This window comes from Desulfoluna sp. CYM3A (assembly GCF_056829965.1).
On the sequence record NZ_CP186556.1, the window covers coordinates 5,695,169 to 5,717,612 of the forward strand.

Genomic DNA, 22,444 nt, shown 5'->3' on the forward strand with positions numbered 1-22,444 from the left:
AGGTCTCCTGGTAAGGATGGGTTGTCCGGGCAACGGGTGCAATGGGTCATACCTTGTCGCCCCATTTGTTGAGAACCCAGAGCAGGTGTTTTTTGATGCCCATGAAGGCCTTGACCAGGGCCGGGTCAAAGTGGCCGCCGGATTCGTCGGCAATATGGGCCATGGCTTTTTCCACGGGCCATGCCTCCTTGTACGGGCGCTTGCTGGTGAGGGCATCAAAGACATCGGCCAGGGCCACGATGCGTCCTTCAAAGGGAATCGCCTCGCCGGCAAGGCCTCCGGGGTACCCTGAGCCGTTCCATTTTTCATGGTGGGTCAGGGCAATGGTGCGGGCGTACTTCAGGAGTTCGGAGTCGTCCTCGCCGATGATTTCCGCTCCGATGGCGGGGTGTCGTTTCATGATGACCCATTCTTCGGCTGTGAGGGGCCCTGGTTTCTGGAGGATGTTGTCGGGGATGCCGATTTTGCCCACATCGTGCATGGGGGCAGCGGTGAAGAGGCGCTGTGCCTCCTCCTGGGAGAGACCGGCGGCCAGGGCGATCATCCGGGAGTAGTGGCTCATGCGGATAATGTGGGCTCCGGTTTCGTCGTCCTTGTATTCCGAGGCCCGTCCAAGGCGCTGGATAACCTTCAACCGGCTGGAGTGGAGGTCCCGGGTACGGCGGGCCACGGCATGTTCGAGTTCCCGGTTCTGGTCATAGAGTGCCAGGTGGGTGTTGACCCGGGCCTTGAGGATGGGGGGGCTGATGGGTTTGGTGATGTAGTCCACGGCCCCGAGCTGCAGCCCTTTTTTTTCGTCCTCCACATCCCCCATGGCCGTGACGAAGATAATGGGGATACGCCGGGTCCTGGGGTCTGCCTTGAGGTTTTGGCACAGGTCGTACCCGTTGAGGTCCGGCATCATCACGTCCAGGAGCAGAAGGTCCGGTCGATGCTTGTATGCTGCATGGAGCCCCTCCCGCCCGCTGGTGGAAAAGGCCAGGTCGTAGTGGTCTTTGAGGATGAGCCGGATGATCTGAAGATTCCCGGGCTCGTCGTCCACCGCGAGTATTTTATGTTTTTGCGCCATGGGCTTCCCCGTTTAGGTAAATGTTCATGTCTCGGGCTGTTTTCCTGGCCTCTTCCTCTGCTCCTCGGAAGTCAAACAGGTCCACCCTGTCCTGGATGGTTTGGGTGTGTGCCTCGGAGATACAGGCGACAGTCGGTTCCAGAAGGGGGGCCACCCGGTCCGGGTTGTCGGTTTCCAGAGCGTTGAACAGCTCGGCAAACCAGGTTGCCGCTTCCTCCGGGGAGCGCTCGGGGTGGGCCGCGGTGGGGGCCTTCCGGTCCGGAAGTGTCAGGGCCTGGGCCAACCGTTGGAACGCGCCGTGGAGGGTGAGGAGAAGAGGACGCGTTTTATGGCTTTCGTCGGGGCCCGGCAAGGGGGTGAGGGCCTGGCAGGCCCTGTGAACCTCGGTCATGCAGAGGTTGGCCGACGCCCCCTTGATGGCATGGAGTTTCTGGTGGATGCCATCTGTGCCCCCTTGCTCGACGGCTCGGAGCATGGCCTGAGGGGTTGCTTTGAATTTCTGTACGAATGACGAGAGGGCTTTGAAGTATACGGTCCGGTCTCCCCAGGTGGCCATGGCCTTTTGCATGTCGACCCCTGCAATTCTCGGCCATGTGCCGCCGGAGCCGTCAGTGGGCTCGGGGGCGGCCAGTGGGGAGAGGCCTTCACGGGGGAGGGTGGTTTCCATGGCGGCAAAGAGGCGCGAGAAGTCGATGGGCTTGGTGACCACTTCATCCATGCCCGCGTCCAGGCACTCCTTAACATCCTGTTTCCCGGCGCTGGCCGTGAGCCCGATGATGGGGATGGTTCGGGGAGCCTTGCCGGAATCGCCGTAGCGGATTCTGCGGGTGGCCTCCAGGCCGTCCATTTCCGGCATGTGAACGTCCATGAGGATCAGGTCAAAGGGCGTCTCGGCAAGGGCCCTGAGAACCTCCTGCCCGTTGGTAACCGATACGGCCCCGTGTCCCTGCTGCTCCAGGCGGATCATGATGAGCTTGGCATTTTCATCGATGTCTTCTGCCACGAGGACGGAAAGGGCCGCCGGCACAGAGGCGTGGGGTTGCGGCGGGGCCTGGTGGGGTGCTGTGGCCTCCGGCAGGGCGATGGTCAGGTGAAAGGTGCTTCCCTTGCCCACCTCGCTTTTGACCCAGATGCTGCCGCCCATGAGTTCGGTGAGCTGTTTGGCAATGGCGGTCCCCAGGCCGGTGCCGCCGTATCGTCGGGTGGTGGAGTCATCGGCCTGGGCAAAGGGCTCAAAGATACGTTTCAGCTGGTCTTCGGGAATACCGATGCCCGTGTCGTTGATGGCAAAATGGATGTCCGTGCCGGTGAGGGGTTCCACATGAATGGTGATACCCCCCTTGTGGGTGAACTTGACGGCGTTGGAGAGGAGGTTGAAGAGGACCTGCCTGAGCCGCATGGGATCCCCTGAACAGTATCGTGGCATGGGCGTGTCCATGTATAACCGCAGGTAGAGACCCTTTTCCCGGGCGGCTGCCGCCATGGTCTGGGAGATGTCCCGCAACAGGGCGGTGAGATCAAAGGGGGTGAACTCCAGCTCCATGCGGTTTCCTTCGAGTTTGGAGATGTCGAGGATGTCGTCCAGAAGTCCCAAAAGGCTCCAGGAGGAGCGGTGGGCGACTTCCAGGTAACTCCGAAGCTCTGTTGGCAAGTCGTCTTTTTCCAGGGCCAGGGCCAGAAAGCCCAGCAAGGCGTTCATGGGGGTGCGGATTTCATGGCTCATGTTGGAGATGAAGTTGGATTTTGCCCGGTTGGCGGCTTCGGCCTTTTCCATGGCGATTTCCAGGTCCTTGGTACGCTCATGGATCATGACACGCAGGTTGTCCCGATGTTTCATCAGTTCCGCGTCTGCGCTTTTTTGCTGGGTGATCTCCAGGATAGATCCAACAAACAGGGGCTCTTCGGTTTGCTTCATCTCCGAGACCGCGAGCCAGATGGGAAACACCTCGCCGTTTTTTCGCCTGCCCTTGACCTGCTGTTCGATGCCGATGGCTCGTTTTTCTCCGGACTGGAGGTAGCGCCGTATGAATCGGTCGTGCTCCCTTCGGTAAGGCCGGGGCATGAGGATGCGGATGTTTTGCCCAAGGACATCCTTGGATGCGTATCCGAACATCTGTTCCGCCGCCTGGTTGAGGGATCGGAAGGCCAGCGCGTACGATGGTGATGAGGCCGGCCGCTGCGTTGTTGATGATGGCCGAAAGGCGCAGCTGGTCTTCGGTGCCCTTTTGTTCCCGCTGCGCAAGGCGGGTTTTCATGGTGTCAAAGGCGTGGGTCAGCAGACCGATTTCATCGCCTGTGGCCCCCGGAAGGGCGACGTTAAAATCGGCGCGTGCGATGTGGTGTGCCGCAACACCCAAGCGGTTCAAGGGGCGGGTAATCCGCCGGGTCGTGTACAGGAGCAGTGCCATGGTAAGGATGCCGGGCAGGGCAATGAGCAAAAGGCCCATGCGGGCGGCGGCCTGGGTGCGCTTTGCTGTGAGGGCTTTGACATTGGCGCCGAGGCGCAGGGTGGCAATCTCCACCATGCCGTGGGTGATGGTGGCTTCGAACCAGGTCAGGGGCGTGGTTTCAGGGGGCTCTGGCGTGGGGGGATAGACCTGTTTTCCCCGGGCGTCGGTCAGGATGATGCGGCTCCAGACCGGAGAGGTCTCAAGGGTGTGCTCCAGGGCCCCTACGAGGCCCCCCGGCGGGGCGGAGAGGATGCCGGGCCGCATGGCCTCGGCAAGAAGGGCGACCTCGGCCTCCCCCAGGGTGATCAGGTCGGACTCGACCCGCCGGGTGTACGCCGGGAGCCACCATGCGAGATATGCGCCGAGGAGGGTGGCCGTAAACAAGGCCATAAAAAGCGTCAGTTTAAGGCGAAGGCTCATGGCAGGTTTCCTTTGGGCGGCGGCGCATGGGCACAAGAGCCGCAAGGGAAGGGATGGTGCCGGTCTTTTTGGGTCGGGGTGTGCGATGGCGAAGAGGGCCTGCAGGGAGACTCCGGTTCCGGGGTGACGGGGCGGGGCAGGCATCGCAGGGGGTGTTTTCAATGAATCAGTATACCACAGATAAGGAGCGGCCATAAAGGGGTGAGAAAATCTGCATTGAAACCCGGAAAGAGCCTGTGTAGAGTGCAGAAGGCTCTTATCTCGGCCCGGTAAGGGTGTGCCCGCAGGGGAGCCGCAGACACGCGACAGGATTTGTGTGCCGAATCCTCCGGGCCGAAGGGCTCAGGGCAAGGCGCTTTTTAACAAGTGACGCTGGAGAGAATCGCTTATGGACACCTATGCCATTGTTCGTCCCGAACACCTCAATCACCACGGCTATCTTTTTGGAGGGGCCCTGCTTAAATGGATCGATGAATACGCATGGCTTGTTGCGTCCCGGGATTTTCCCGGCTGCACCCTGGTGACCATCGGCATGGACGATATCGTATTCAAGCAGAGGGTGATCAGCGGGGCCATCCTGAGGTTTCAGATCGAGCCGGTGAAAAAGGGCGGCTCTTCGGTGAGGTACGGGGTGGAGGTCTTCTCCGACGAGCCCGGTGCCACGGATGAGAGGCATGTGTTTTCCACCACCATCACCTTTGTCAGGCTGGACGAGCAGGGGAAAAAGTGCGACCTCCCCGCCGAGGTGCGGTACCGGTCCCTGGCCGGAGGGACCCTGACCGCCTGATCTGCACCCCAAGGGCTGCGGATGGCCCGTGCCCTTTTATGTTACGGGAGTGTTCATGATTTTTCTTGTTGCAGCGCTTCTTATCCTGGTGATTCTCTTCGGGCCCCAGGCCTGGGCACGATACATCCTTGCCCGTTACAATCGGGAGGCCTATTTTTCGGGCACCGGGCTGGATTTTGCCCGTCTTCTGATCAAGGACCTGGGGCTGAAGGAGGTGCGGGCCGAGGTTTCCCTGCTGGGCGACCATTACGATCCTGGGCAAAAGTGCGTGGGGTTACGGCCGGCCTTTGCCCAGGGCAGGACCCTTTCCGCCGTGGTGGTGGCCGCCCATGAAGTGGCCCATGCCCTCCAGCACGCCCGGGGTTATCCCCCTTTTTTTGCCCGGGGGCGTCTCATCAAGCTGTCGGAGGCCGTGGATCGCTGCGGCACCCTGATCTTTATCGTTTTTCCCCTTGTGGGTGTGGTGCTCAAGGCCCCAATCATGGGGCGCCTGATCCTGGTGGGAGCAGGAATTCTGCTCATTACGCCGGTGCTCGTCCACCTGGTCACCCTGCCCGTGGAGCTGGACGCCAGCTTTCGCCGCGCCCTGCCCCTGCTTAAATCGGGTCCCTACATTCCTGAAGAGGACCTTCCCGCCGCCCGACGAATCCTTGTGGCCTGTTCCCTTACCTATGTGGCTGCGGCCTTGGCCGGTTTTTTCAATGTCTGGCGCTGGGCCCGGGTGCTGCGTCGCTGAGGGGTGACCGGCTAGGCCAACGCGTTTAGATTTTTGACTCCGGCGGCCCTGCCGGGGGGCAAAACTTTTGAAACGTTTGACAAACAGGCTTTATCTCTTTGGTGTACACAGCAACCTTGCATAGCTCCTTGATTATCGGAACGTTTTTGCGGAGCTTTTTTCAAAAAGCGACCCGCCGGAGGCAACTGAATTGTTACATGCGTTTGCCCTGGGTGACCGGTTGTGCGGCATTGCCATTCCCCGCAGGTTCGATTATCGTGTCGCCGTGCCCGGTGGGTAGCGGGTGTTTTTTTATATTAAGGACGGATGGGGTAAGATGGGCGAAGCAGAGATGAGGGCACCAGGCATGGTGGGGCACGGCAACGGACGTGTCGCTGGCAGTGGCTCGGAACATGTGAATAAAGGATGTGGGGCTGCCATGCCCGGAGCTGCGAGTCAGGCGGCGCTGCTGCTGGTTGCCGTCCTGGCCCTTGCTGCGGTGGTGACCTGCGGGGCGTGGGTTTCCGCCATCGGAATGTCAGCGTTTGCCCTGGGGCGCGGAGCCATGGTGCTCATGCTTGCCCTTCCCTGTGTCGTGGGGCTGGCCCTGCCCGTGGCCGTGTGGCGAAAAGGCCCAACCGGAGTTCTGTGGGAAAGGCAACCTGGGACGCTGGCGCAGTTCGGCCGGGTCGATACGGTGGTTTTCTCCAGCAGCCGAATGCTGACCCGGGGACGGCCCCGGGTGATCCATGCGGTGCCCATGAACGGTGAGACCGAATCCCGGCTGGTGCGCCTTGCCGATGCAGCGGAAGCAGATTCAGACCATCCCCTGGCAAAGGCCGTTGCGCTGTACGCCGAGCGGGTGGGTAATTTCCGAAGCCGGGCAACCGATTTTAAACCCCACGGTGAAGGGGTGGAGGCGGTGGTGGACGGCCGGATCGTCCGGGTGGGCAAGGCCAGCTGGCTGGTGTCCCACGGCGTCTGCTTTCACCACGAAGGAGAGGTGCTGGACGCCCTGGAAGCCGACGGGAACACCACCCTGGTGGTGGCATCCGAAAAAACGGTTCGCGATTCTGCCGTTCCGACCCCATGGACATGGTCGAGGCCGCGGTGGCCTCCTTGAAACAGATGGGGCTCACCGTGCTGTTTCTGACCGGGGCACCTGCTGCCTCCGCCGGTGTCCTGGCTACGCAACTGGGCATGGACGGGGTGCTGGCCGATTTGCCTGCCGGGGAGAAGGGCGGGGCCGTGGCTGCCCTGCGTGGCCGGGGAAAATATCTCTGCGTGGTGGGGGACGGCCCGGAAGACGCTCCGGCCATGGCGGAAGCCGACCTGGCTGTGGACCAGGACAACCCACCCCATGGCGCCCCGGAGGACGCTTTCTTGCCTCTGGTCCATGCCCTGGGCGCGGGGCGCTCTTTTCTTGGAACCCTGTATCGAAACCTGTTTTTTTCCGCTTTTTTCGCTCTTCTTTTGTTTCCTTCTGCCGCAGGCCTCTGCCGGGACCTTACCCGGCTTCCCGGGGTGTTGCGGGACCCCAGCCTCTCACCAATCTGGGGGCGTTTTATAGCCTGGGCCTGTCTTATCGTGGTGGTGAGCAGTCTCTACACAAGGAAGGGCGAGACGCATTTAGGTTTTGGTCTTTTTGATACGCCGGGCCTTAGACTAATCGCTGGCCGGTGTTACCGGGGCCACCAGCCTGAAGCCCACGTCTGGGAAGGTGTCGCTTCCGTCGGCTTTGGGGTGCATGGCGGGGCGTGCAAGGACGGGTTCAGCGGCCACGTCCCCTTCGGCCAGCACCCACTCGGTCATCACGGGCGTACCCACGCCTCGGATGCCGAAGGTGTTGGGCTTGAAGACAAGCACGGGGAAGGGAAAGGGGAGGCGCTCCGGTGTGGCATCGTCGGCCGGAGGCACCGCTGCTGCCGTCTCCCACTGGTCCAAGGTGGGAAGGGCCTTGTCGTAGAACTCGGCATAGGCAAGGGCCGCGTATCCCGAGATATTGACCACGGGGCAGGCGGCGCTGTCTCCGCTTACCAGAACAAACTGTCCCTTTTTAAAGGCAATGGGGGCCTGGTGGTCGGACGTCCCCGGAGGCGGGGGGAGATGCTGTTTTTTCATGAGCATCCAGAGCCTGCCGTCTCCCATGACCCGGTTGCCGTCCACGGTGACCCGTGCCCTGGGCTGCTGGTTCAAAAAGGCGATGAACTGGAGATTGGTGACCTGGGTTTCCGACATGTAAAAGGGGGCCGGGGCTCCCTCTTCGGCCCTGGGCGGGCTGATGCGAAACATGGTGGTGTTGTTTTCCGCCAGGAGGGGCTGGCCCCCCGGAAAGGTCCGCCCTGGGCGTTCCGCCGCCAGGTGATTCGCCGGTTCCGGGCCGGAGAAGTGCCAGACAAGGATGGCACACAGCAGCGCAACAAGGCAGAGGATGGCCCATCTGTATAGGGCGGGCACCGTTTTTTTCGGTGAAGCCGTGGCCGGGCTGCCCGTGAGGGAGAGGGCCCCTGTGAGCCTGCTGCTCAGCTCCGCCACCGTGGCGGTGCGCTCTTCCGGAGCCTCGGCCGTGGCCGAGGCGATGATCCGGTGGATCTCTTCAAAAAAGGGGGACTCCGGGGACGGGAGCCCTGCCTGTTTGAAGGTGAGGGACCTTAAGGCTTCGGGCCCGGCCATGGCCTCAAAGAGGATTTTGCCCAGGGCGTAGACATCGGACAGGTGGGTGGTCCGGCGGACATCGGCCATGTGTTCCGGAGACATGTACTGCAGGGTGCCCAGCATATCCATGGTGTGGGTGAGGCCCTGCCACTTTCCCGAGCGGGCCAGCCCGAAATCGGAGATCTTCGGGGTGGCCCCGTCCATGAGGATGTTTTCGGGCTTCAGGTCCCTGTGGACGATGCCCCCGGCATGTATGGCCTCCACCCCTTCCAGAAGGGGCAGAAAGGTGTGTCGGATCCACCGGGCCGCCGATTCGTCCTCCGGGTCGAAACCGCTTTCCGTCATGGTGTCCCGCAGGGTGGCCCCGGGCACAAACTCCATGGCGATGAATTCCAAGGCCTCCTTGCCGTCCGGCGGTGTAAAGAGGCCGTGGTCATAGACCTGGATGACGCAGGGGTGCCGGATGGAGGCCATGGCTTCCACCTCCCGCCTGAAGCGCTTAAGGGCCGTATCCAGCTCTTCATCGTCCCCCTGGAACGAGAGGAGCCACTCCCGGGAGATGACCTTGATGGCCACGTCGCGTTTGAGGTTGACCTGGTGGGCCCTGTACACCTCGCCCATGCCGCCTTTGGCGACAAACTCGAGGACGATCCACTTGTCGTGGATCACCGTGCCGATGGGGAGGTTTGGGGTGTCCTGGGACGGTGTGTTTGTCATGGTCAGGGTCTCTTGGTCGGTCATTGAGGGGCTGTGAAGGGGTGCCTTGGAAAACACATGTGCGCTTTATGAGAAACACGTTGTCAGAATAGGTGCTGCGGGTCAAGGGTTTTGAAACAGGGCAAACGCATTTAGATTTTGCCCCCGGCGGCCCTGCCGGGGCAAAATTTTTGAATGTTTTTGAGAAACAGGTTTCATTTTTTCGCTTACCAAGGCACGTCCCTTCAGCCCCGCAGGTAATCCTAAGGGACGTGTTTTAATTCCCGGGAAGTTTTTGTGTGCTTTTTTCAAAAAGCGCCACCGGAGACAAAAAAGGCGGCCCCTGTAACGGGCCGCCCTTTTTCGTGTTTAGACAGATCTCGCCTCAGGGTAGATCGGCGTCCCCTGACGCCCTTGAAGCCGAAGAAGGCCAGGGCACGGTAGCCTGCGGTGATGAGGCCGATGGAGGTGTCCCGCAAGGGGCGGTACTTGGTCAGCCACCCCACGCTCCCGGACCCCTGCAAAGAGGACCAGGGCCAGGCCGAAGCCTGTGGCGTAGCAGAACGAAGAGATCAGAGCCTGCATGAAGGTGTACTCTTCGTTGATGTTGATGAGGCAGACCCCCATTACCGCACAGTTGGTGGTAATAAGGGGCAAAAAGATGCCGAGGCCCGCGTACAGGGAGGGCATGCTCTTTTTAAGGAACATCTCCACGAACTGCACCAGGGAGGCGATGATGAGGATGAAGGCCACGGTCCTTAAGAACTGAAGGTCCAGGGGCTTCAAAATCGCCGCTTCCACCGTCCAGGTGGTGATACCCGCCATCACGAGAACGAAGATGACGGCCATGCTCATGCCCACGGCGGTGTCCATGCTCTTGGAGGTTCCCAGGAAGGGGCAGGCCCCCAGGTTCTGGGTGAGCATGATGTTGTTGACGAAGATACAGCTGATGGCCAGCAAAATGTATTCGGTCATGGTGTCTCGCCCTCCTTTCTATTTCGACGATGCGATGTTCATGAGGCAGAGGAGAATGCCCAGCCCGATGAACGCGCCGGGGGCCTCAACCATGAAGGTGAAGGGCTGGAAGGCGTCTCCGAAAACGCTGTGCCCCAGAAAGGTCCCTGCACCGAGCACTTCGCGGAAGGTACCCAACACAGCCAGGGAGAGGGTGAATCCCAGGCCGATACCCAGGCCGTCGGCCAGGGAGTGGGCGACATCGTTCTTGCAGGCAAAGGCTTCGGCGCGCGGCCCAGTAACGAGCCCAGCGGCACGGTATCGACGAGGGCGATCCCCAGCTTCAGGTAGAGGGGGTAGGCAAAGGCCTGCATGAGAAACTCCACCACGGTCACGAAGGTGGCGATGATGGTGATGAAGCAGGCGATGCGGATCTTCGAGGGGATGATGTTTCGCAGCATGGAGATCAGCAGGTTGGAGCAGACCAGCACGAAGGTGGTGGCGATGCCCATGCCGATGCCGTTCTCCACGGACCGGGTGACGGCCAGGACCGGGCAGAGGCCCAGCACCAGGCGAAATGGGGGGATCTCTTCCCAGAGACCCTTGACGAACTCCTGGGATAATGACTTGGCCATCAGTTGCTCCCTCCTTCAGACGCGAGGTTGTCCATGCGTTTTACCAGCTCCGGCTTCAGGCGCGTGTAGAGGGCGCCTGCTTCGTTGACGGCCACGCACACGGCACGGCTGGTGATGGTGGCGCCGGAGATGGCGTCGATGTCGCCGCCGTCCTTGCTCACCGAGGCGGTCTGGTCGATGCCGGTTCCTTCGAACTGGGCCACAAAGGAGGGGTCCTCCGCCAGCCGAAACCCGGGGTTGCTGGAGATGGTAACCCCGCTGCCGACGATGGTGTCGTTGTCGATGTCAAAGGCCACCAGCAGCCCCACGGGGCCGGAAAAACCCTTGCCGAAGGCTTCGAGGGTTACGATGTTCTGATCGCCGATCTTGGCGGGGAAGATGGTGTGGGACACTTCGCCGTCTTTGACCTTGAAACGATCGGCCATGGGGTCATTGTCCGCATCCGCCAGGATGGTTCGAATGACCGGTTCCTTTTGAAATTTGAGTTGCTGGTACTCGATGCGGTCCATCGTCAGGGTTCGGACCCCGGCCAGCACCCCGCCCGAGACGGAGGTGAGGACGGCGAGAACCAGTACCATCTTAAACATATCGTTCATGTTACACCTTTCCCAATGCTTTCGGTCGGATCATGTCGAGGATGGGGTTTGCCAGGTTCATGAGAAGCACGGCAAACAGGGCACCATCCACCCAGGCCCCTTTGTTTCTGATCAGCACGGTGAGCACCCCGCCCCCGAAGCCGTAGATGAGCATGGGGACGACGTTTACCGGAGAGGAGGCGTCTTCCGTGGCCAGGAAGAAGGCGGCCACCAGCGTGTAACCGCTGAGGAGGTGGAAGACGGGTCCTGCGTAAAGGTCCGGGTTGCTCATGCTGAACAGCCAGGCGCTGATAAAGACGCCCGCCAGAAAGGAGAGAGAGATCTCCCATCGGTTGATGCCGCGGATCATCAGGAAGATGCCGCCGGCAATGAGCCCGGCTCCGCAGACCGCTCCGATGCCACCGGCCTGGTGGCCCATGAGGAGTTCCATGGGGGGGTAGAGCTCGGCCATGCCCGCGCCGAAGAACTTTACGTTGATGAGGGGATCCACCATGGTCCACATCATGTCGTAATCCACGAGCATGCCGTTGAAGTTCATGAGGGAGGGCCAGGACACGGTGAGGACCGCCGCGGAAAGGGCCGGCGGGCAGAAGGGGTTGCCCCCGATGCCGCCGAAGGCCACCTTGCCCATGATGATGGCCACAAAGGTGCCGGTGATGACCATCCACCACGGAGCGGTTGCGGGCAGCAGCATGGAGAGGATGAGGCCCACCATGGCTGCGTTGCCGTCACCGACGGTGGGCTGCTGCTTCATGAGGGTGTTGGCGGTCAGCTCCCAGAAGATGGCCGAGGCCACGGCCAGGGCGGAAACACCCAGGGCAGGGGCGCCGAACATGACCCAGCCGGGGATCAGGGCCACAAGGGCAGCAGCCATGATGAGGTAGCTGCGCTTCATGACGGTGCAGGCGTCCCGGTAGAAGGGCGCGTGGGATACAATCAGTTTGGTCTAATTGTCTATCGTGAGCCTCCCGTTTCACACACTTCATGGAGGCCGCGCCAGCATGATGTGAAGCACAGGCATCTTGGCCACGCAGATGAAGCTGCAGAGGCCGCACTCCACACAGGCGTCGAGATCGTACTTTTCCACGGCCTCTTCGTAGAGGCCGTTTTCCAGCACGCGGATAAGAAGGTTGACCGGGATGTTGGCCGGGCAGACACGCACACACTTGCCGCAGTTGATGCAGTAGGTGTCGGTGAGGCGCGGCATGTTTTCCGGGCCGTAGCAGAGGATGGCGTCGGTGTCGGGGTCCACGGGGAAGTCCGGGGTGTAGACCGACATGCCGGTGAGGGGGCCGCCCACGATGAGGTGGTCCCGCTTCACAAGGGTCTCGCCCACCGCCTCGAAGATCCGGGAGATGGGGGTGCCGATGCGGGCATTGACCAGCTTGGTCTGCTTGTCCTTAAGGGTGAGGCTGACGAGCTTTTCCTGGGGAAGGCTTCGGGTGCGAAGGGCCTTTCCGGCGGCCGCCACAGACTCGGCGCTGAAGAAGAGAAAGCCGGCCTCTTCCAGGGTTTTGCCCGCCTCCACCGGGGTGCCGGACAGGCGCTTGGCCAGCAGGAGGGGGTTGCCGTTGGGGTAGAGGTTTTTCACGCCCACGGTCTCGCAGCCGGTTTCTCCGGCTTCGGCCTCCAGGTACTGGGGAAGGACCAGGACCACGCGGGCCTTGGGGGCCAGCTCCTTGATGAAGTCCGCGCCGCGCTTGAAGTCGGCCTTGCGGGCCTGGAGAGCGTATTGGTTGACGTTGGTGAAGAGGTCCTTTTCCATGGCGCTCAGGATCACGGTGTGGATGCTGTCGCTTCCGAGCCGGGCAAAGGGCGGGCGTCCGGGAAGGTGGGACAGAAAGGCAAGGCTTGTTTCGCCTTTGGGGTCCTGGTCCAGGGCCTCGGAAAAGGCCGGGGAAGGCTCACCCTCTTCGCTGGTGGCGATGTTCACCAGGGCGAAGTGCCGTCCGTAGTTGCCGGTGCGGGTTTCCACGCTGCCGACGGTGCCGGAGACCGGCGCGGTCAGGTCGTGCTTCTCTTCATCAAACAGTCCGTAGAGGGCTCCCCGTTGAACCTCCACCCCTTTTTTCAGGATGGTTTTCTTTTTATCCACGAGGCTTTTCTGTGACACTGAACCCCAATCTGGAGGGTGACTTCCCCGGGGAGACCGGTGTCCACGGGGTCGGGAAGTCCGCCCTGCACCGTCTCGTAGGGCAGTTTTGCCGCCAGGTAGCCGAAAAACGATCGTCGTATCATTGTAGTAGTCTCAGTCCCTGTGTTGTGATGGTGTTTTGGTGATGAGTCCAGCCGCCCGGAACGTTCCCATGGGTCGGGCCCATGGCCTTTCAGGCGCCGGCAAGGGGGTCGTCAAGGCGTGGGCGGTGGCGTCATCTCATGACGAATAGGCCCGTTACTTTGGCGTGGCATGGCATTCCGCACATTCGGCGGGACCTGCCCCCATCTCTTCATGACAACCGATACACTGGGCGTGTATGGCGTCGGTTCGACCCATCACATCGTCGTCTTCCGACGCGCCGGGTTCATGGCATTCGCTGCAGTTGTACTCTTCATCACCGTCATCCAGGTTGTGATGGCATGAAGCGCAGTCCGTGTCGTACTCATTGACATGGATCTGGTGGGTAAAAAGCACATCCCCCGCGCTTCCCTTGAAGAGCATACGAACCGGTTCTTCCGGCGCGTCAGGCTTCAGCACCGTGTAGCACAGCGCCGCTGTCGCCAGCAGAACCAATCCCAGTATGACGGCCAGTTTCCTCTCGTTTTCTGGGCGCATCCTAAGTCAACTTCCTCTCTCATCCTTGCAGGCCTTGGGCGGAAGACGCGAGCCCTTGGTTTTCCGGCCATGGGCGAGCCGAGGCCCGGCGCCCATGTGCAAAACCCTCCGGCGTGTCGACGGGTGTTGCATCCCTTCTTCCAACTTAAGTCCTGGGTGGTTAAATAGTGAGTGTGTTTCTCACGGCAGCGTCAAGCGGTAAGGACCGTGGGCGTCCATGAAAACAGCGACCGGACAGCTGACCGGCGTCACGTATCGTGACCGGTGAGGTCGCCGCGTGCGGATGATGCTGCTTTGATCTACCGGGTCCCCGACTATACCCCCTTCATGTGATGACACCTTTGTCCGGGGCGGCACGCCCGACAAAATTGAGGTAACCGTCCCGTGTACTCCACGTGCCTGAGAAATCCCTGTTTTTTGGCCGTTCCGGGGGAACCCCTGTGAATCTATGATGAAACCGGGCACACCCTTGGGCCAGGTGAAAAATTATCAAGCAATTAATCGCAAGAACTGTACCAGAAAACATTCGTATCCGGTGTAGTGGTTGGCAATTTGACAACGGGAGGGGGATTTTTTGTTTCGGAGGAGCGGAAAGCTGCGATTGACAATGGCTTGCCTCCGCAAATCAGGACAAAAAAGGTCTCATTTACAGGAGCAATTCCGGAAAAAAGAGGAGAGCCGTCTTGAAAAAAGGTTCCTCTGAAGGGACGTTGGTTGCGTGATAGGACCGTTGTCAGGCCAGGGGCGCTCCGGGAAGAATGCGAGTAATGCGTGGGGTGTAGGAGTCCCCCCGGGCAATCTTCCCCTCAAAGAAACGGATGATGACAAAGGAGACGGCCAGGGCTCCGAATCCACCGATACCGGCGGCAAGGGAGGGGTTCATTCCGTGGGCCGGGCCCAGGGTGTTTCCGGCGGCCGCCCCTGCCATGAGGGCAAATACCGGAAAGATATAGGCCAGAAGGGACATCTTGATGAGGGTGCCGGTGCCGATGGAGACGAGGACCCGGTCTCCGATGTGGGCTCCGGCATCGTTGATGGCGCACACCTCCATGGATTTTCCCGAGGCATGGCAGGATCCCTTGGAGGCACAGCCCTCGCAGGCGGAGGTGCGGACGGTTTCCACCCAGGCGCGGCCGTGGGATGCTGTTTTGATGACGATGCCTTCTTCTTGTCTCATGGTGTGTCCTTCAAGGTGATTGGGTCCATCCCCGCATTTTTCCGCAGGGGCACATGGCACCATATAAGATGCCCGCATAAAAATCAAAGGTCCGGTAACCGTGGCACCGGAGGGGGCTGATTGGGGCAGGGGGATCGGGGCTAAGGCATCCGAAAATGAGGAACCCGCATCGTCGACAGCGGCCAAACGGGTCAAGAGAGTGAAAAACGGGGGGATGGTTTCCAGTCTCAGAACAAGGGGCCGGGACGATGCGGGTCCGATGCCAATGCAGGCAGGAGAGAAACATTACAACATGCGTGCCATAGTGGGTGGGAAAAAATTATCCCATGATTTCAAGGGGGGACGGGGGCCTTGGGGACTGAAGGATGTCCGAAATAACGGATGGGGACGGGCCTGTGTACGGATTTTTGGAAAACAGGTGGGTTGCACGCTTGGAAGGGGAGACATTTGGCGTTGTTGCGCGGTGTCCGGGGGAACAATGGAAAAAAGATGCATTTGAAAAAGTGGCATAATTTTTGTAAGAAGTAGTGGACAAAGACGGGGCTTTACCCGTTATGGAAAGGGGTGGCCGGAAAAGCCCGATGCAGGGCATGTCCCCGGTGGAGCCACAGGACGTATGGCAACGGGGCCATTCCATGTGTCGGCACATTTTATCCGGGTCACCATTTTGCTAAAATGGTATCGTTGTGAAAAGTCGGGTATTTACATTTTTGGAAACCGGCTGTAAAGTGACCTCGACCTCATGGCTTACCGAGGTCGGGACGACCCGTCGGCTCATCGACGTGTGACACGTTTATCAAGACTGTGTGGCGGGTGATACAAGGCGACCCCGGGGTTGCCGGAACCAACACCTAATATCCTTCTATGGGGTAGTTATGACCATTGTGATTCCTTTACTGGTACTTTGTGGGCTGGGAGCTGCCATCGGCCTTCTGCTTGCCCTTGCCGACAAAAAACTTGCCGTCGAGACCAACCCTCTTATTGATGAGGTCGCCGACATCCTCCCTGCGGGTAACTGCGCCAACTGCGGCTATGCCGGGTGCGGACAGTACGCCGAAGCCGTGGTGGAAGACCCGGAAGTGCGCCCTGACCTCTGTACGCCCGGTGGCAACGAGGTGGCCCAGAAAATTGCCGCGCTCACCGGAAAAAAAGCTGCGGAGATCAAGCCTGTAAAGGCCGTGGCCCGCTGCAAGGGGTGTCCCGAAACCAACAGCACCACCAAATATATCTACAACGGCTTAAACGACTGCGAAGCCGCGGCCAACCTCTTTGCCGGTGAAAAAGGCTGCGAATACGGCTGCCTTGGCCTGGGGAACTGCGTACGCGCCTGTCCCTTTGACGCCCTTGTCATCGGCGAGCTCAACGTGCCCAAGGTAAACGTGGACAATTGCGTGGGATGCGGCCTCTGCGTTACGGCCTGCCCCAGGGACATCATGGTCCTGGTCCCCGATAACGCCGTCAGCGTCATCGGCTGCCAGAACCGCCAGAAGGGCGGCCAGACCAAAAAGGTCTGCAACGTGGGCTGCATCGGCTGCCGTCTCTGCGTCAAGGCCTGTCCCCATGACGCCATGAAGGTGGTGGATAACCTCTGCGAGATCGATTACGACAAGTGCCAGTTCTGTGAAGACGCACCCTGTCTCCAGGTCCAGTGCAAGCCCGGGGTTATCGCCCCCGGCTACGGCGCACCCATCAAGTTCCTCACCGGAAAGATGACCGAGCTTGAAGAGAAGGCCGAGCCCAAGGCCACCGAGGCCGCACCTGAAAAAGCGGCTGAGGCGCCCAAAGCAGAGACTCCCGAAGCAGACGCACCCAAAGAGGAGAAGAAGGAAGCGGCAGAAGCCGAAGCCTGATTCTAATAGGGTGAGCGCACCACATTGTGCATGAAATAAAGGGGTACCGACCTTAGGGTCGGTGCCCCTTTTTTATTTTGTCGCCAAAAGCGTCAGGGCCGCCTCCATGAAGGGAAGGATATCGGCTTCAACGATAAGGTCGCTGACGGCGTGGATGGCCGCATCCGGGTCGCGGTTCACCGAGATCACGGTGGTGCCCCGGGGAATGCCTGCAAGGTGCTGGGTGGAGCCGGAGATGCCCAGGGCGATGTAGAGATCCGCGGTGATGGCGGTGCCCGTGATCCCCACCTGGCAAGGGTAGGGCATCCAGCCCATGTCCACGAGGGGGCGTGAGCACCCTGTGGCGGCGCCGGGCAGGGCGTCGGCAAAGCGGCGGAACAGGGACAGGTTCTCCTGTGAGCCGATGCCCCGGCCCACGGAGACCACCACCCGGGCGCCGGACAGGTCAGCGTTTCCTCTTTCCCGAGCCGATGTGGAGCGGATGCGGACCGGACCCGGGGCCACAGCCAAAGGGCGGACAGTGACACGCCCCGGAACATCGGCGTCCGGAGCAGGGGAGAGCGCCCCGGCCTGCAAGGTGATCACCCCGCCAGCGGGGGCCTTGACGTGCAGAAGGGAGGTGCCTGACCCGGCGCTGCGAAAAAAGGTCGCTGTTTCCGTGTCGTATCCCGTCACGCAGGGAAGCGTGGGGAGCCCCAAACCCACAGCCAGGACCGGGGCCACTTCCATGGACCAGGGCGTGTGGGGCAACAGGAGATGCCGGAGCCCTTGTGCGGGGAGCATCGCCCTGAGGGCCGTTGCCATGTCCGCAGCAGGATGGGCTTCCGGGTCACACACCAACCCCAGGGTGTCTACTCCCGAGGCTTCGGCAAACCGGCGGGCGCCAAGGGCCGCCTCTTTTCCGCACACCACTGCCATGATGCCGGATGTTTCGGTTTTGTTCAGCCGCAGGGCCAAGGCTGCCAGCTCCATGGAGACGGCGGGCAGATGAGTGCCGGAGATGTCGATGATGAGTGTGATCATGATGTCAGGATAAAGTAGATAATAGGAAATAGGTTATAGGTTATAGGCCGTTGCGCTTTGGCCCGAGGAACGAGGGACAAAGCGCAAGGGCAATATGCTTTCGAGGTGGCTCACCTCGCCGCCGGAGGCCTGTTTTTTTTATTCTGGCAACACCTGACGTTCCTTGAGATAGGCGATGAAATGTGCGGCCTGCTCTTCCGGTGATCCCTTGATGCGGATGCCACGGCCCCTTTGCACCGGCGGGGAGGTGCCGGTGACCGGGGTCGTGACCGCTGGGGCTGCCGGTGGCGCACTTCGGCACTCAATGGGATGGCTGCGCGCTTTGATCATGTGGGCAATGTTGGGGTAGCGTGGGGTGTTGAAGCCCTGTTGCACGGTGACAAGGCAGGGAAAGGGCAGGCTCACCACCTGCCGCATGCCTGCCCCGGCGTCCCGGGTGACCTCCAGGGTGCGGGGGAATTCTGTGATGCGGAGCTTTTCCACGACCTGGCAGGTGTGGGGGATGCCCAGCATGGCGGCAAGGGCCGGGCCGGTCATGCCCTGCATGAGGTCTTCGCTCATGGCCCCGCAGAGGATGAGATCGGGCCTGAGGTCGTCAAGGACCGGGAACAGGGCCGCGGCCGTTTCCGTGGCGCAGAGGGGCTCAATGTCTGCCTTGATCTGGATGGCTTTATCGGCACCCATGCCGAGTCCTCGCCTCAGGGCTTCGGTGACCCGGTGGGGGCCCACGGAGATCAGGGTGAGCGTGACCCCTCTCCCGGACTCTTTTTCCTGATGCGAAGGGCCTCTTCCAGGGCGTGTTCGTCCAGGCGGTTGATGCGAAAGTCCCCGGGTGATGCCTCCGGGTTCGGCTGAAGTTGCGTGGAACCGGTGTTGTGGATCTGCTTGATGAGCACAGCGATGTGCATGGGACCTCCCCCTTTTTTCCGGTTTCGTGGGTACATGGTTACTGTAGCGTGGGGGGAAAAGGGTTTCAACAAAAAAGCGAGCGCTCGTTTTTTTCTTGACAGGTTGGCGTCGACCTTTTTAGAGTGTGATTCAGCAGCGATACCACGGCAGCGCCAGGCAGGGGCTGCCGATGATCCGTGTGGCCGGTCGCGGGCCAGCCTTTCCTCACTGGCACATCTCCGCGACCGGTCATCTCACCTGAACGAAGGGGATACGGACATGGCCCGAATCATTTTCATACGGCACGGGCAGGCCGCCTTTGGAAGCCAGCGCTATGACAGCCTCACCGACCTGGGAAAAGCCCAGGCCAAAGCGGTGGGGGACCACTTCAGCGCCTGCAAGGTCTCCTTTGACCGGGTGGTGGCAGGAGAGCCGAAGCGCCAGCAGGCATCGGCCGCCCTGGCCCTGTCCGTGATGAATACGCCCCGGGATGTGGCGGTTTGTTCCGATTTTAACGAATACGACCACATGGGCATCATTGAGGCTGCCCATCCCCTCATTGCCCGAAGCCATCCCCATCTGACAGAGGCCCTTGAAGCCCGTTTCTCCAACCATACCTTTCAGCCGTTTTTTGAAGAGGCCCTCTCTCTCTGGATGGGCGGCATGCCCCTGCCTTCGGGGGTGGAGTCCTTTGGCGCGTTTGCCGGGCGTGTCCGCTCCGGTCTCAAGGGCCTTGCAGCAGGCCTTGCCCCCCGGGAAACCGTCGCTGTCTTTTCGTCGGGCGGTGCCATTGCCATGGCCCTGGGGGTTGCCCTCAACCTGTCGCCGTCGGAGTCCATGATCCTTTCATGGGAGCTTGTAAACGGGGGGTATTCCACCCTGCATGTCGGCAAACGAGGGATACGTCTTATGAACGCAAACGTGTCCGCCCATCTGGCCCTTCTGGGCCAGGAGTGGGTGACGTATAGATAAAGATTTGGCGTAACTATTCAGGCAACTATTCAGCTTGCCTCCGGGGGGGCGCTTTTATGAAAAAAAGCTCCGCAAAAAACTTTTCTAATGTGAAAAAGTGGAAATTATTTCGGCGGAGCCTGGAAAGGCTTGCTTAAGACCTGTTTGTCAAACCCGGTTTTATAAATCAGGCTAAACTCTAAATCGAGGAGACCGTCATGGATTTTGGCGTATCGGAACGCATTGAGATCATCGTCTCGATGATCAACGAGTTTGTGGATCGGGAGCTGATTCCCATGGAGCCGGAGTACCTCGTGCATGACTTTAACGACATGCTGCCGAAGATTCGGGAGAAGCAGGCCATGGTCCGACAGATGGTGTCTGCGCCCACTTTCCTGTGGAGTGCGGGGGCATGGGGCTCTCTTGGTTGAACACGGCCTAGTTCCTAGGCTCTGGGGCGTTCCCCCTGGTCATCTTCCGTTCCGGTCAGGCCCCGGATGCGGGGAACGTGGAGATCCTTCACATGTTCGGCACCGACGAGCAGAAAAAACGTTACCTGAATCCCCTGGTATCGGGCGACATTCGCAGCTGCTTTTCCATGACCGAGGTGGACATGCCGGGATCCAATCCGGTGATGCTGGAGACCACGGCGGAGAAAGACGGGGACGACTACGTCATAAACGGCCACAAGTGGTACACCACCAGCGCCGACGGAGCTGACTTTGCCATTGTCATGGCCGTCACCAACCCGGACGCTCCCCCGTATCTCCAGGCCAGCATGATCATCGTGCCCGGCGACACCCCGGGGTTCAACATCGTGCGCAACATCCCGGTGATGGGGCATGAGGGCAACGGCTACGCAAGCCACGCCGAGATCCTCTATCAGTCCTGCCGGGTGCCTCAAACAAACCTTCTGGGACCCGAAGGCCAGGGGTTTGTCATTGCCCAGGAGCGTCTGGGCCCGGGACGCATCCATCACTGCATGCGCTGGCTGGGGATCTGCAGGCGGGCCTTTGACCTCATGTGCAAGCGGGCCAACGAGCGGGTCATCGCCCCCAACGGGAAAACCCTGGCCACCCGCCAGATCATCCAGGGCTGGATCGCCGAATCCGCAGCCGAGATGGAGGCCGCCCGCCTCATGACCCTCCACGCCGCCTGGCAGATCGACAACGTGGGGGCGGCCAAGGCCCGGGACAGCATCAGCATGATCAAGTTCGTTGTGGCCAACACCATGAACCGCATTGTGGACCGGGCCCTGCAGGTCCACGGTGGCCTGGGCATGACCGACGACACCATCTTGGCTTATTTCTACCGCCACGAACGCGCCGCCCGTATCTACGATGGTGCAGACGAGGTCCATAAAACCTCTCTGGCCAAACGGATCCTGCGGAGCTATGAAGGACGGGAGGTGAGGTAGAAAAAAGAGCCTCCGGCGGCAAGGTGTGCCACCTTGAAAGCTGGTTACGAATGCGCTTTGCCCCTCGTTCCTCGGGTCAAATCACATCCGCATTTTTGTCGGCGTAAACGTAAAATATGATTTTAAAATCTGTTTGTTAAACTTTTCAAAAGTTTAGCCCCCGGCAGGGCCGCCGGAGGCATAAGCTGAATGGTTACCATTCGTTTTTAGTTTGGGTAATATCAGTATGAGACAAGGGCAAGGGGCTGACGTGACGACGAAAGATTATCGTGTATTTCAAGAGAAGTTCGAGGTCTCCAGGGAGGAGATGATCCGGGAGCTGTTCCGGGAAAACGCAGGGTCCATCCGTGTGAAAAAAGAGGCCACGGCGGTGAAGAACCTCCAGCGGATCATCCAGGCGGTGTTCGCCATTTCCATGGAGAAGGGGTTCCAGGCCATGAGCATGCGGGACCTGTGCACCGAAAGCGGCCTCTCCATGGGCGGGCTGTATGGGTATATCCAGAGCAAAGAAGAACTCCTTGCCCTGATCCAGGGGCAGGGACGGCGGATTCTGGAGCGTTTTTTACGGGAGAGCGTCACAGACCTCACCGACCCCTTTGACAAACTCGCTGCCCTGATCCGGGCGCACATCTACCTGAGCGAGGTGGCCCGGCCGTGGTTTTTTTTCAGCTTCATGGAGTCCCGCCACCTGGGCAAAGAGGATGTCAGCCGGGCCCTTGCCATGGAAGCGGCAACGGAAAAAGCCCTCACCGATCAGATTGAAGAGGGCATCGCGGAAAAGGCGTTTGCCCCCTGCGATGCCGCCCTGATCGCAGGGCTCATAAAAGCCATGCAGCAGGACTGGTACCTGAAACGCTGGAAGTTCAAAAAACGGGGCACCTCCGTGGAATCCTACGCTGACGCCGTCATCGAGATGGCCTTCTCTCGGTTAGCATAAGCTCAAGGAAAAGCTGCCTTCTATGGTTAAAGTGACCGGCAAAAAGCGTGCCTCCGGCGGCGAGGGTGGCGAAGCCACGATAACGAAAACACCTCGAAAGCATATAGCCCTTGCGCTTTGTCCCTCGTTCCTCGGGCCAAAGCGCAAGGGCCTTCGGCTCGGGCTTCGCCCGACATAAAGGCTGGTGGTTTCTGCGAGTTGCTATACAAGTTTCGACGTCACAGGATACGCATCGGTATTTTGCTGGATATCGTATCAACCGCATGTCCTCGTTTTGGGAAAAAAGAACCGTAAAACGTTCCCCATGGAACATGACAACCTGTCGAGGTTGTCTCGGCGGAGCCTTAAAAGATAGTCGTAAAACCTGTTTGGTAAACTTTTTAAAAGTTTAGCCCCCGGCAGGGCCGCCGGAGGCTGTTTTTTCTGTCTGCCTAATTCAGAGATATGGAAG

Annotated in this window: 22 protein-coding genes and 4 pseudogenes; 9 read left to right on the plus strand and 17 right to left on the minus strand. The window is 60.3% G+C overall.

Translation table 11 applies throughout. The features are described from left to right. Positions 1–46: 46 nt before the first annotated feature. From ACOYW1_RS28710 to ACOYW1_RS28720, 3 genes and pseudogenes are all read right to left on the minus strand, one after another. A complete protein-coding gene (locus tag ACOYW1_RS28710; RefSeq protein ID WP_482420663.1) occupies positions 47–1,069 on the minus strand; it encodes an HD domain-containing phosphohydrolase in 1,023 nt (340 codons plus the stop codon). Next, on the minus strand, positions 1,053–3,182 hold the full coding sequence (locus tag ACOYW1_RS28715) for an ATP-binding protein (protein WP_482420664.1): 2,130 nt from the start codon (positions 3,180–3,182) through the stop codon (positions 1,053–1,055). Before ACOYW1_RS28715 ends, ACOYW1_RS28710 begins: the two co-directional genes overlap by 17 nt. A 136-nt stretch (positions 3,183–3,318) precedes the next feature. Then, a pseudogene (locus tag ACOYW1_RS28720) lies at positions 3,319–4,134 on the minus strand (HAMP domain-containing protein); the annotation flags it as partial. 193 nt (positions 4,135–4,327) lie between these two features. Here ACOYW1_RS28720 and ACOYW1_RS28725 point away from each other — a divergent pair. The 4 genes and pseudogenes from ACOYW1_RS28725 to ACOYW1_RS28740 all read left to right on the plus strand — a co-directional run. After that, on the plus strand, positions 4,328–4,726 hold the full coding sequence (locus ACOYW1_RS28725; protein WP_482418757.1) for an acyl-CoA thioesterase: 399 nt from the start codon (positions 4,328–4,330) through the stop codon (positions 4,724–4,726). A gap of 55 nt (positions 4,727–4,781) precedes the next feature. Beyond that, the gene (locus ACOYW1_RS28730) at positions 4,782–5,462 is read left to right on the plus strand and encodes a zinc metallopeptidase (protein WP_482420665.1); all 681 of its coding nucleotides are present in this window, start codon (positions 4,782–4,784) and stop codon (positions 5,460–5,462) included. 418 nt (positions 5,463–5,880) lie between these two features. After that, positions 5,881–6,564 carry a hypothetical protein gene (locus ACOYW1_RS28735; RefSeq protein WP_482420666.1) on the plus strand — a complete coding sequence of 228 codons (684 nt, stop codon included), beginning with the start codon at positions 5,881–5,883 and terminating at the stop codon, positions 6,562–6,564. A 5-nt stretch (positions 6,565–6,569) separates the two neighbouring features. Beyond that, positions 6,570–6,713: pseudogene (locus ACOYW1_RS28740) on the plus strand (hypothetical protein); the annotation flags it as partial. A gap of 393 nt (positions 6,714–7,106) precedes the next feature. Here the strand turns inward: ACOYW1_RS28740 and ACOYW1_RS28745 are convergent. The 11 genes and pseudogenes from ACOYW1_RS28745 to ACOYW1_RS28795 form a co-directional block, all read right to left on the minus strand. Continuing rightward, positions 7,107–8,813: a protein kinase domain-containing protein gene (locus ACOYW1_RS28745; RefSeq protein WP_482420667.1), complete on the minus strand. Its 1,707-nt coding sequence runs from the start codon at positions 8,811–8,813 to the stop codon at positions 7,107–7,109. 102 nt (positions 8,814–8,915) lie between these two features. Next, positions 8,916–9,104: a hypothetical protein gene (locus ACOYW1_RS28750; protein ID WP_482420668.1), complete on the minus strand. Its 189-nt coding sequence runs from the start codon at positions 9,102–9,104 to the stop codon at positions 8,916–8,918. Positions 9,105–9,199: 95 nt separating this feature from the next. Further along, positions 9,200–9,767 (minus strand): annotated as a pseudogene (locus ACOYW1_RS28755) (electron transport complex protein RnfA); the annotation flags it as partial. An 18-nt stretch (positions 9,768–9,785) separates the two neighbouring features. Further along, positions 9,786–10,229, minus strand: a complete 444-nt coding sequence (locus ACOYW1_RS28760; protein WP_482423843.1) for an Rnf-Nqr domain containing protein — start codon at positions 10,227–10,229, stop codon at positions 9,786–9,788. Further along, a pseudogene (locus tag ACOYW1_RS28765) lies at positions 10,133–10,381 on the minus strand (Rnf-Nqr domain containing protein); the annotation flags it as partial. The gene ACOYW1_RS28760 and the pseudogene ACOYW1_RS28765, both read right to left, overlap by 97 nt. Further along, entirely contained in the window at positions 10,381–10,977 is a 597-nt protein-coding gene (rnfG, locus tag ACOYW1_RS28770) for an RnfABCDGE type electron transport complex subunit G (protein WP_482420669.1), read from the minus strand. The gene rnfG and the pseudogene ACOYW1_RS28765, both read right to left, overlap by 1 nt. A 1-nt stretch (position 10,978) precedes the next feature. Next, on the minus strand, positions 10,979–11,917 hold the full coding sequence (locus ACOYW1_RS28775; protein WP_482423844.1) for an RnfABCDGE type electron transport complex subunit D: 939 nt from the start codon (positions 11,915–11,917) through the stop codon (positions 10,979–10,981). Positions 11,918–11,959: 42 nt separating this feature from the next. Further along, on the minus strand, positions 11,960–13,072 hold the full coding sequence (locus tag ACOYW1_RS28780; protein ID WP_482420670.1) for a 4Fe-4S dicluster domain-containing protein: 1,113 nt from the start codon (positions 13,070–13,072) through the stop codon (positions 11,960–11,962). After that, a complete protein-coding gene (locus ACOYW1_RS28785; RefSeq protein ID WP_482420671.1) occupies positions 13,048–13,215 on the minus strand; it encodes a hypothetical protein in 168 nt (55 codons plus the stop codon). The genes ACOYW1_RS28780 and ACOYW1_RS28785 overlap by 25 nt, the downstream gene beginning before the upstream one ends. A gap of 154 nt (positions 13,216–13,369) precedes the next feature. Beyond that, positions 13,370–13,750 (minus strand): cytochrome c3 family protein, encoded by a 381-nt coding sequence (locus tag ACOYW1_RS28790; protein WP_180138682.1) that lies wholly within the window; start codon positions 13,748–13,750, stop codon positions 13,370–13,372. Positions 13,751–14,483: 733 nt separating this feature from the next. Further along, on the minus strand, positions 14,484–14,927 hold the full coding sequence (locus tag ACOYW1_RS28795) for a SoxR reducing system RseC family protein (protein ID WP_180138684.1): 444 nt from the start codon (positions 14,925–14,927) through the stop codon (positions 14,484–14,486). A gap of 875 nt (positions 14,928–15,802) precedes the next feature. On the opposite strand from ACOYW1_RS28795, the gene rnfB reads away from it, so the two are divergent. Next, complete coding sequence (gene rnfB, locus ACOYW1_RS28800; protein ID WP_482420672.1) at positions 15,803–16,777, plus strand: RnfABCDGE type electron transport complex subunit B; 975 nt, start codon at positions 15,803–15,805, stop codon at positions 16,775–16,777. 72 nt (positions 16,778–16,849) lie between these two features. Here rnfB and ACOYW1_RS28805 read toward each other — a convergent pair whose 3' ends face one another. From ACOYW1_RS28805 to ACOYW1_RS28815, 3 genes are all read right to left on the minus strand, one after another. Then, positions 16,850–17,800 carry an electron transfer flavoprotein subunit alpha/FixB family protein gene (locus ACOYW1_RS28805; protein ID WP_482420673.1) on the minus strand — a complete coding sequence of 317 codons (951 nt, stop codon included), beginning with the start codon at positions 17,798–17,800 and terminating at the stop codon, positions 16,850–16,852. A gap of 138 nt (positions 17,801–17,938) precedes the next feature. Beyond that, entirely contained in the window at positions 17,939–18,529 is a 591-nt protein-coding gene (locus ACOYW1_RS28810; protein WP_482420674.1) for an electron transfer flavoprotein subunit beta/FixA family protein, read from the minus strand. A gap of 5 nt (positions 18,530–18,534) precedes the next feature. Next, positions 18,535–18,708: a hypothetical protein gene (locus ACOYW1_RS28815; protein WP_482420675.1), complete on the minus strand. Its 174-nt coding sequence runs from the start codon at positions 18,706–18,708 to the stop codon at positions 18,535–18,537. A gap of 259 nt (positions 18,709–18,967) precedes the next feature. On the opposite strand from ACOYW1_RS28815, the gene ACOYW1_RS28820 reads away from it, so the two are divergent. From ACOYW1_RS28820 to ACOYW1_RS28835, 4 genes are all read left to right on the plus strand, one after another. Beyond that, positions 18,968–19,660, plus strand: a complete 693-nt coding sequence (locus tag ACOYW1_RS28820) for a histidine phosphatase family protein (protein ID WP_482420676.1) — start codon at positions 18,968–18,970, stop codon at positions 19,658–19,660. A 197-nt stretch (positions 19,661–19,857) separates the two neighbouring features. Then, positions 19,858–20,070, plus strand: coding sequence for a hypothetical protein (locus ACOYW1_RS28825; protein WP_482420677.1), 213 nt, complete (start codon positions 19,858–19,860; stop codon positions 20,068–20,070). 77 nt (positions 20,071–20,147) lie between these two features. Further along, positions 20,148–21,056, plus strand: a complete 909-nt coding sequence (locus ACOYW1_RS28830; RefSeq protein WP_482420678.1) for an acyl-CoA dehydrogenase family protein — start codon at positions 20,148–20,150, stop codon at positions 21,054–21,056. A gap of 250 nt (positions 21,057–21,306) precedes the next feature. Beyond that, the gene (locus ACOYW1_RS28835) at positions 21,307–21,993 is read left to right on the plus strand and encodes a TetR/AcrR family transcriptional regulator (RefSeq protein WP_180138696.1); all 687 of its coding nucleotides are present in this window, start codon (positions 21,307–21,309) and stop codon (positions 21,991–21,993) included. Positions 21,994–22,444: the final 451 nt, after the last annotated feature.

Excerpts from the sequence above, each read along its gene's own strand:
- ACOYW1_RS28815 (WP_482420675.1), bottom strand. The coding sequence starts at position 18,708 with ATGCACATCGCTGTGCTCATCAAGCAGATCCACAACACCGGTTCCACG.
- ACOYW1_RS28790 (WP_180138682.1), bottom strand. The coding sequence starts at position 13,750 with ATGCGCCCAGAAAACGAGAGGAAACTGGCCGTCATACTGGGATTGGTT.
- ACOYW1_RS28735 (WP_482420666.1), top strand. The coding sequence starts at position 5,881 with ATGCCCGGAGCTGCGAGTCAGGCGGCGCTGCTGCTGGTTGCCGTCCTG.
- ACOYW1_RS28825 (WP_482420677.1), top strand. The coding sequence starts at position 19,858 with ATGGATTTTGGCGTATCGGAACGCATTGAGATCATCGTCTCGATGATC.
- ACOYW1_RS28805 (WP_482420673.1), bottom strand. The coding sequence starts at position 17,800 with ATGATCACACTCATCATCGACATCTCCGGCACTCATCTGCCCGCCGTC.
- ACOYW1_RS28795 (WP_180138684.1), bottom strand. The coding sequence starts at position 14,927 with ATGAGACAAGAAGAAGGCATCGTCATCAAAACAGCATCCCACGGCCGC.
- ACOYW1_RS28725 (WP_482418757.1), top strand. The coding sequence starts at position 4,328 with ATGGACACCTATGCCATTGTTCGTCCCGAACACCTCAATCACCACGGC.
- ACOYW1_RS28730 (WP_482420665.1), top strand. The coding sequence starts at position 4,782 with ATGATTTTTCTTGTTGCAGCGCTTCTTATCCTGGTGATTCTCTTCGGG.
- ACOYW1_RS28710 (WP_482420663.1), bottom strand. The coding sequence starts at position 1,069 with ATGGCGCAAAAACATAAAATACTCGCGGTGGACGACGAGCCCGGGAAT.
- ACOYW1_RS28820 (WP_482420676.1), top strand. The coding sequence starts at position 18,968 with ATGGCCCGAATCATTTTCATACGGCACGGGCAGGCCGCCTTTGGAAGC.
- rnfG (WP_482420669.1), bottom strand. The coding sequence starts at position 10,977 with ATGAACGATATGTTTAAGATGGTACTGGTTCTCGCCGTCCTCACCTCC.
- ACOYW1_RS28785 (WP_482420671.1), bottom strand. The coding sequence starts at position 13,215 with ATGATACGACGATCGTTTTTCGGCTACCTGGCGGCAAAACTGCCCTAC.
- ACOYW1_RS28745 (WP_482420667.1), bottom strand. The coding sequence starts at position 8,813 with ATGACAAACACACCGTCCCAGGACACCCCAAACCTCCCCATCGGCACG.
- ACOYW1_RS28715 (WP_482420664.1), bottom strand. The coding sequence starts at position 3,182 with ATGTTCGGATACGCATCCAAGGATGTCCTTGGGCAAAACATCCGCATC.
- rnfB (WP_482420672.1), top strand. The coding sequence starts at position 15,803 with ATGACCATTGTGATTCCTTTACTGGTACTTTGTGGGCTGGGAGCTGCC.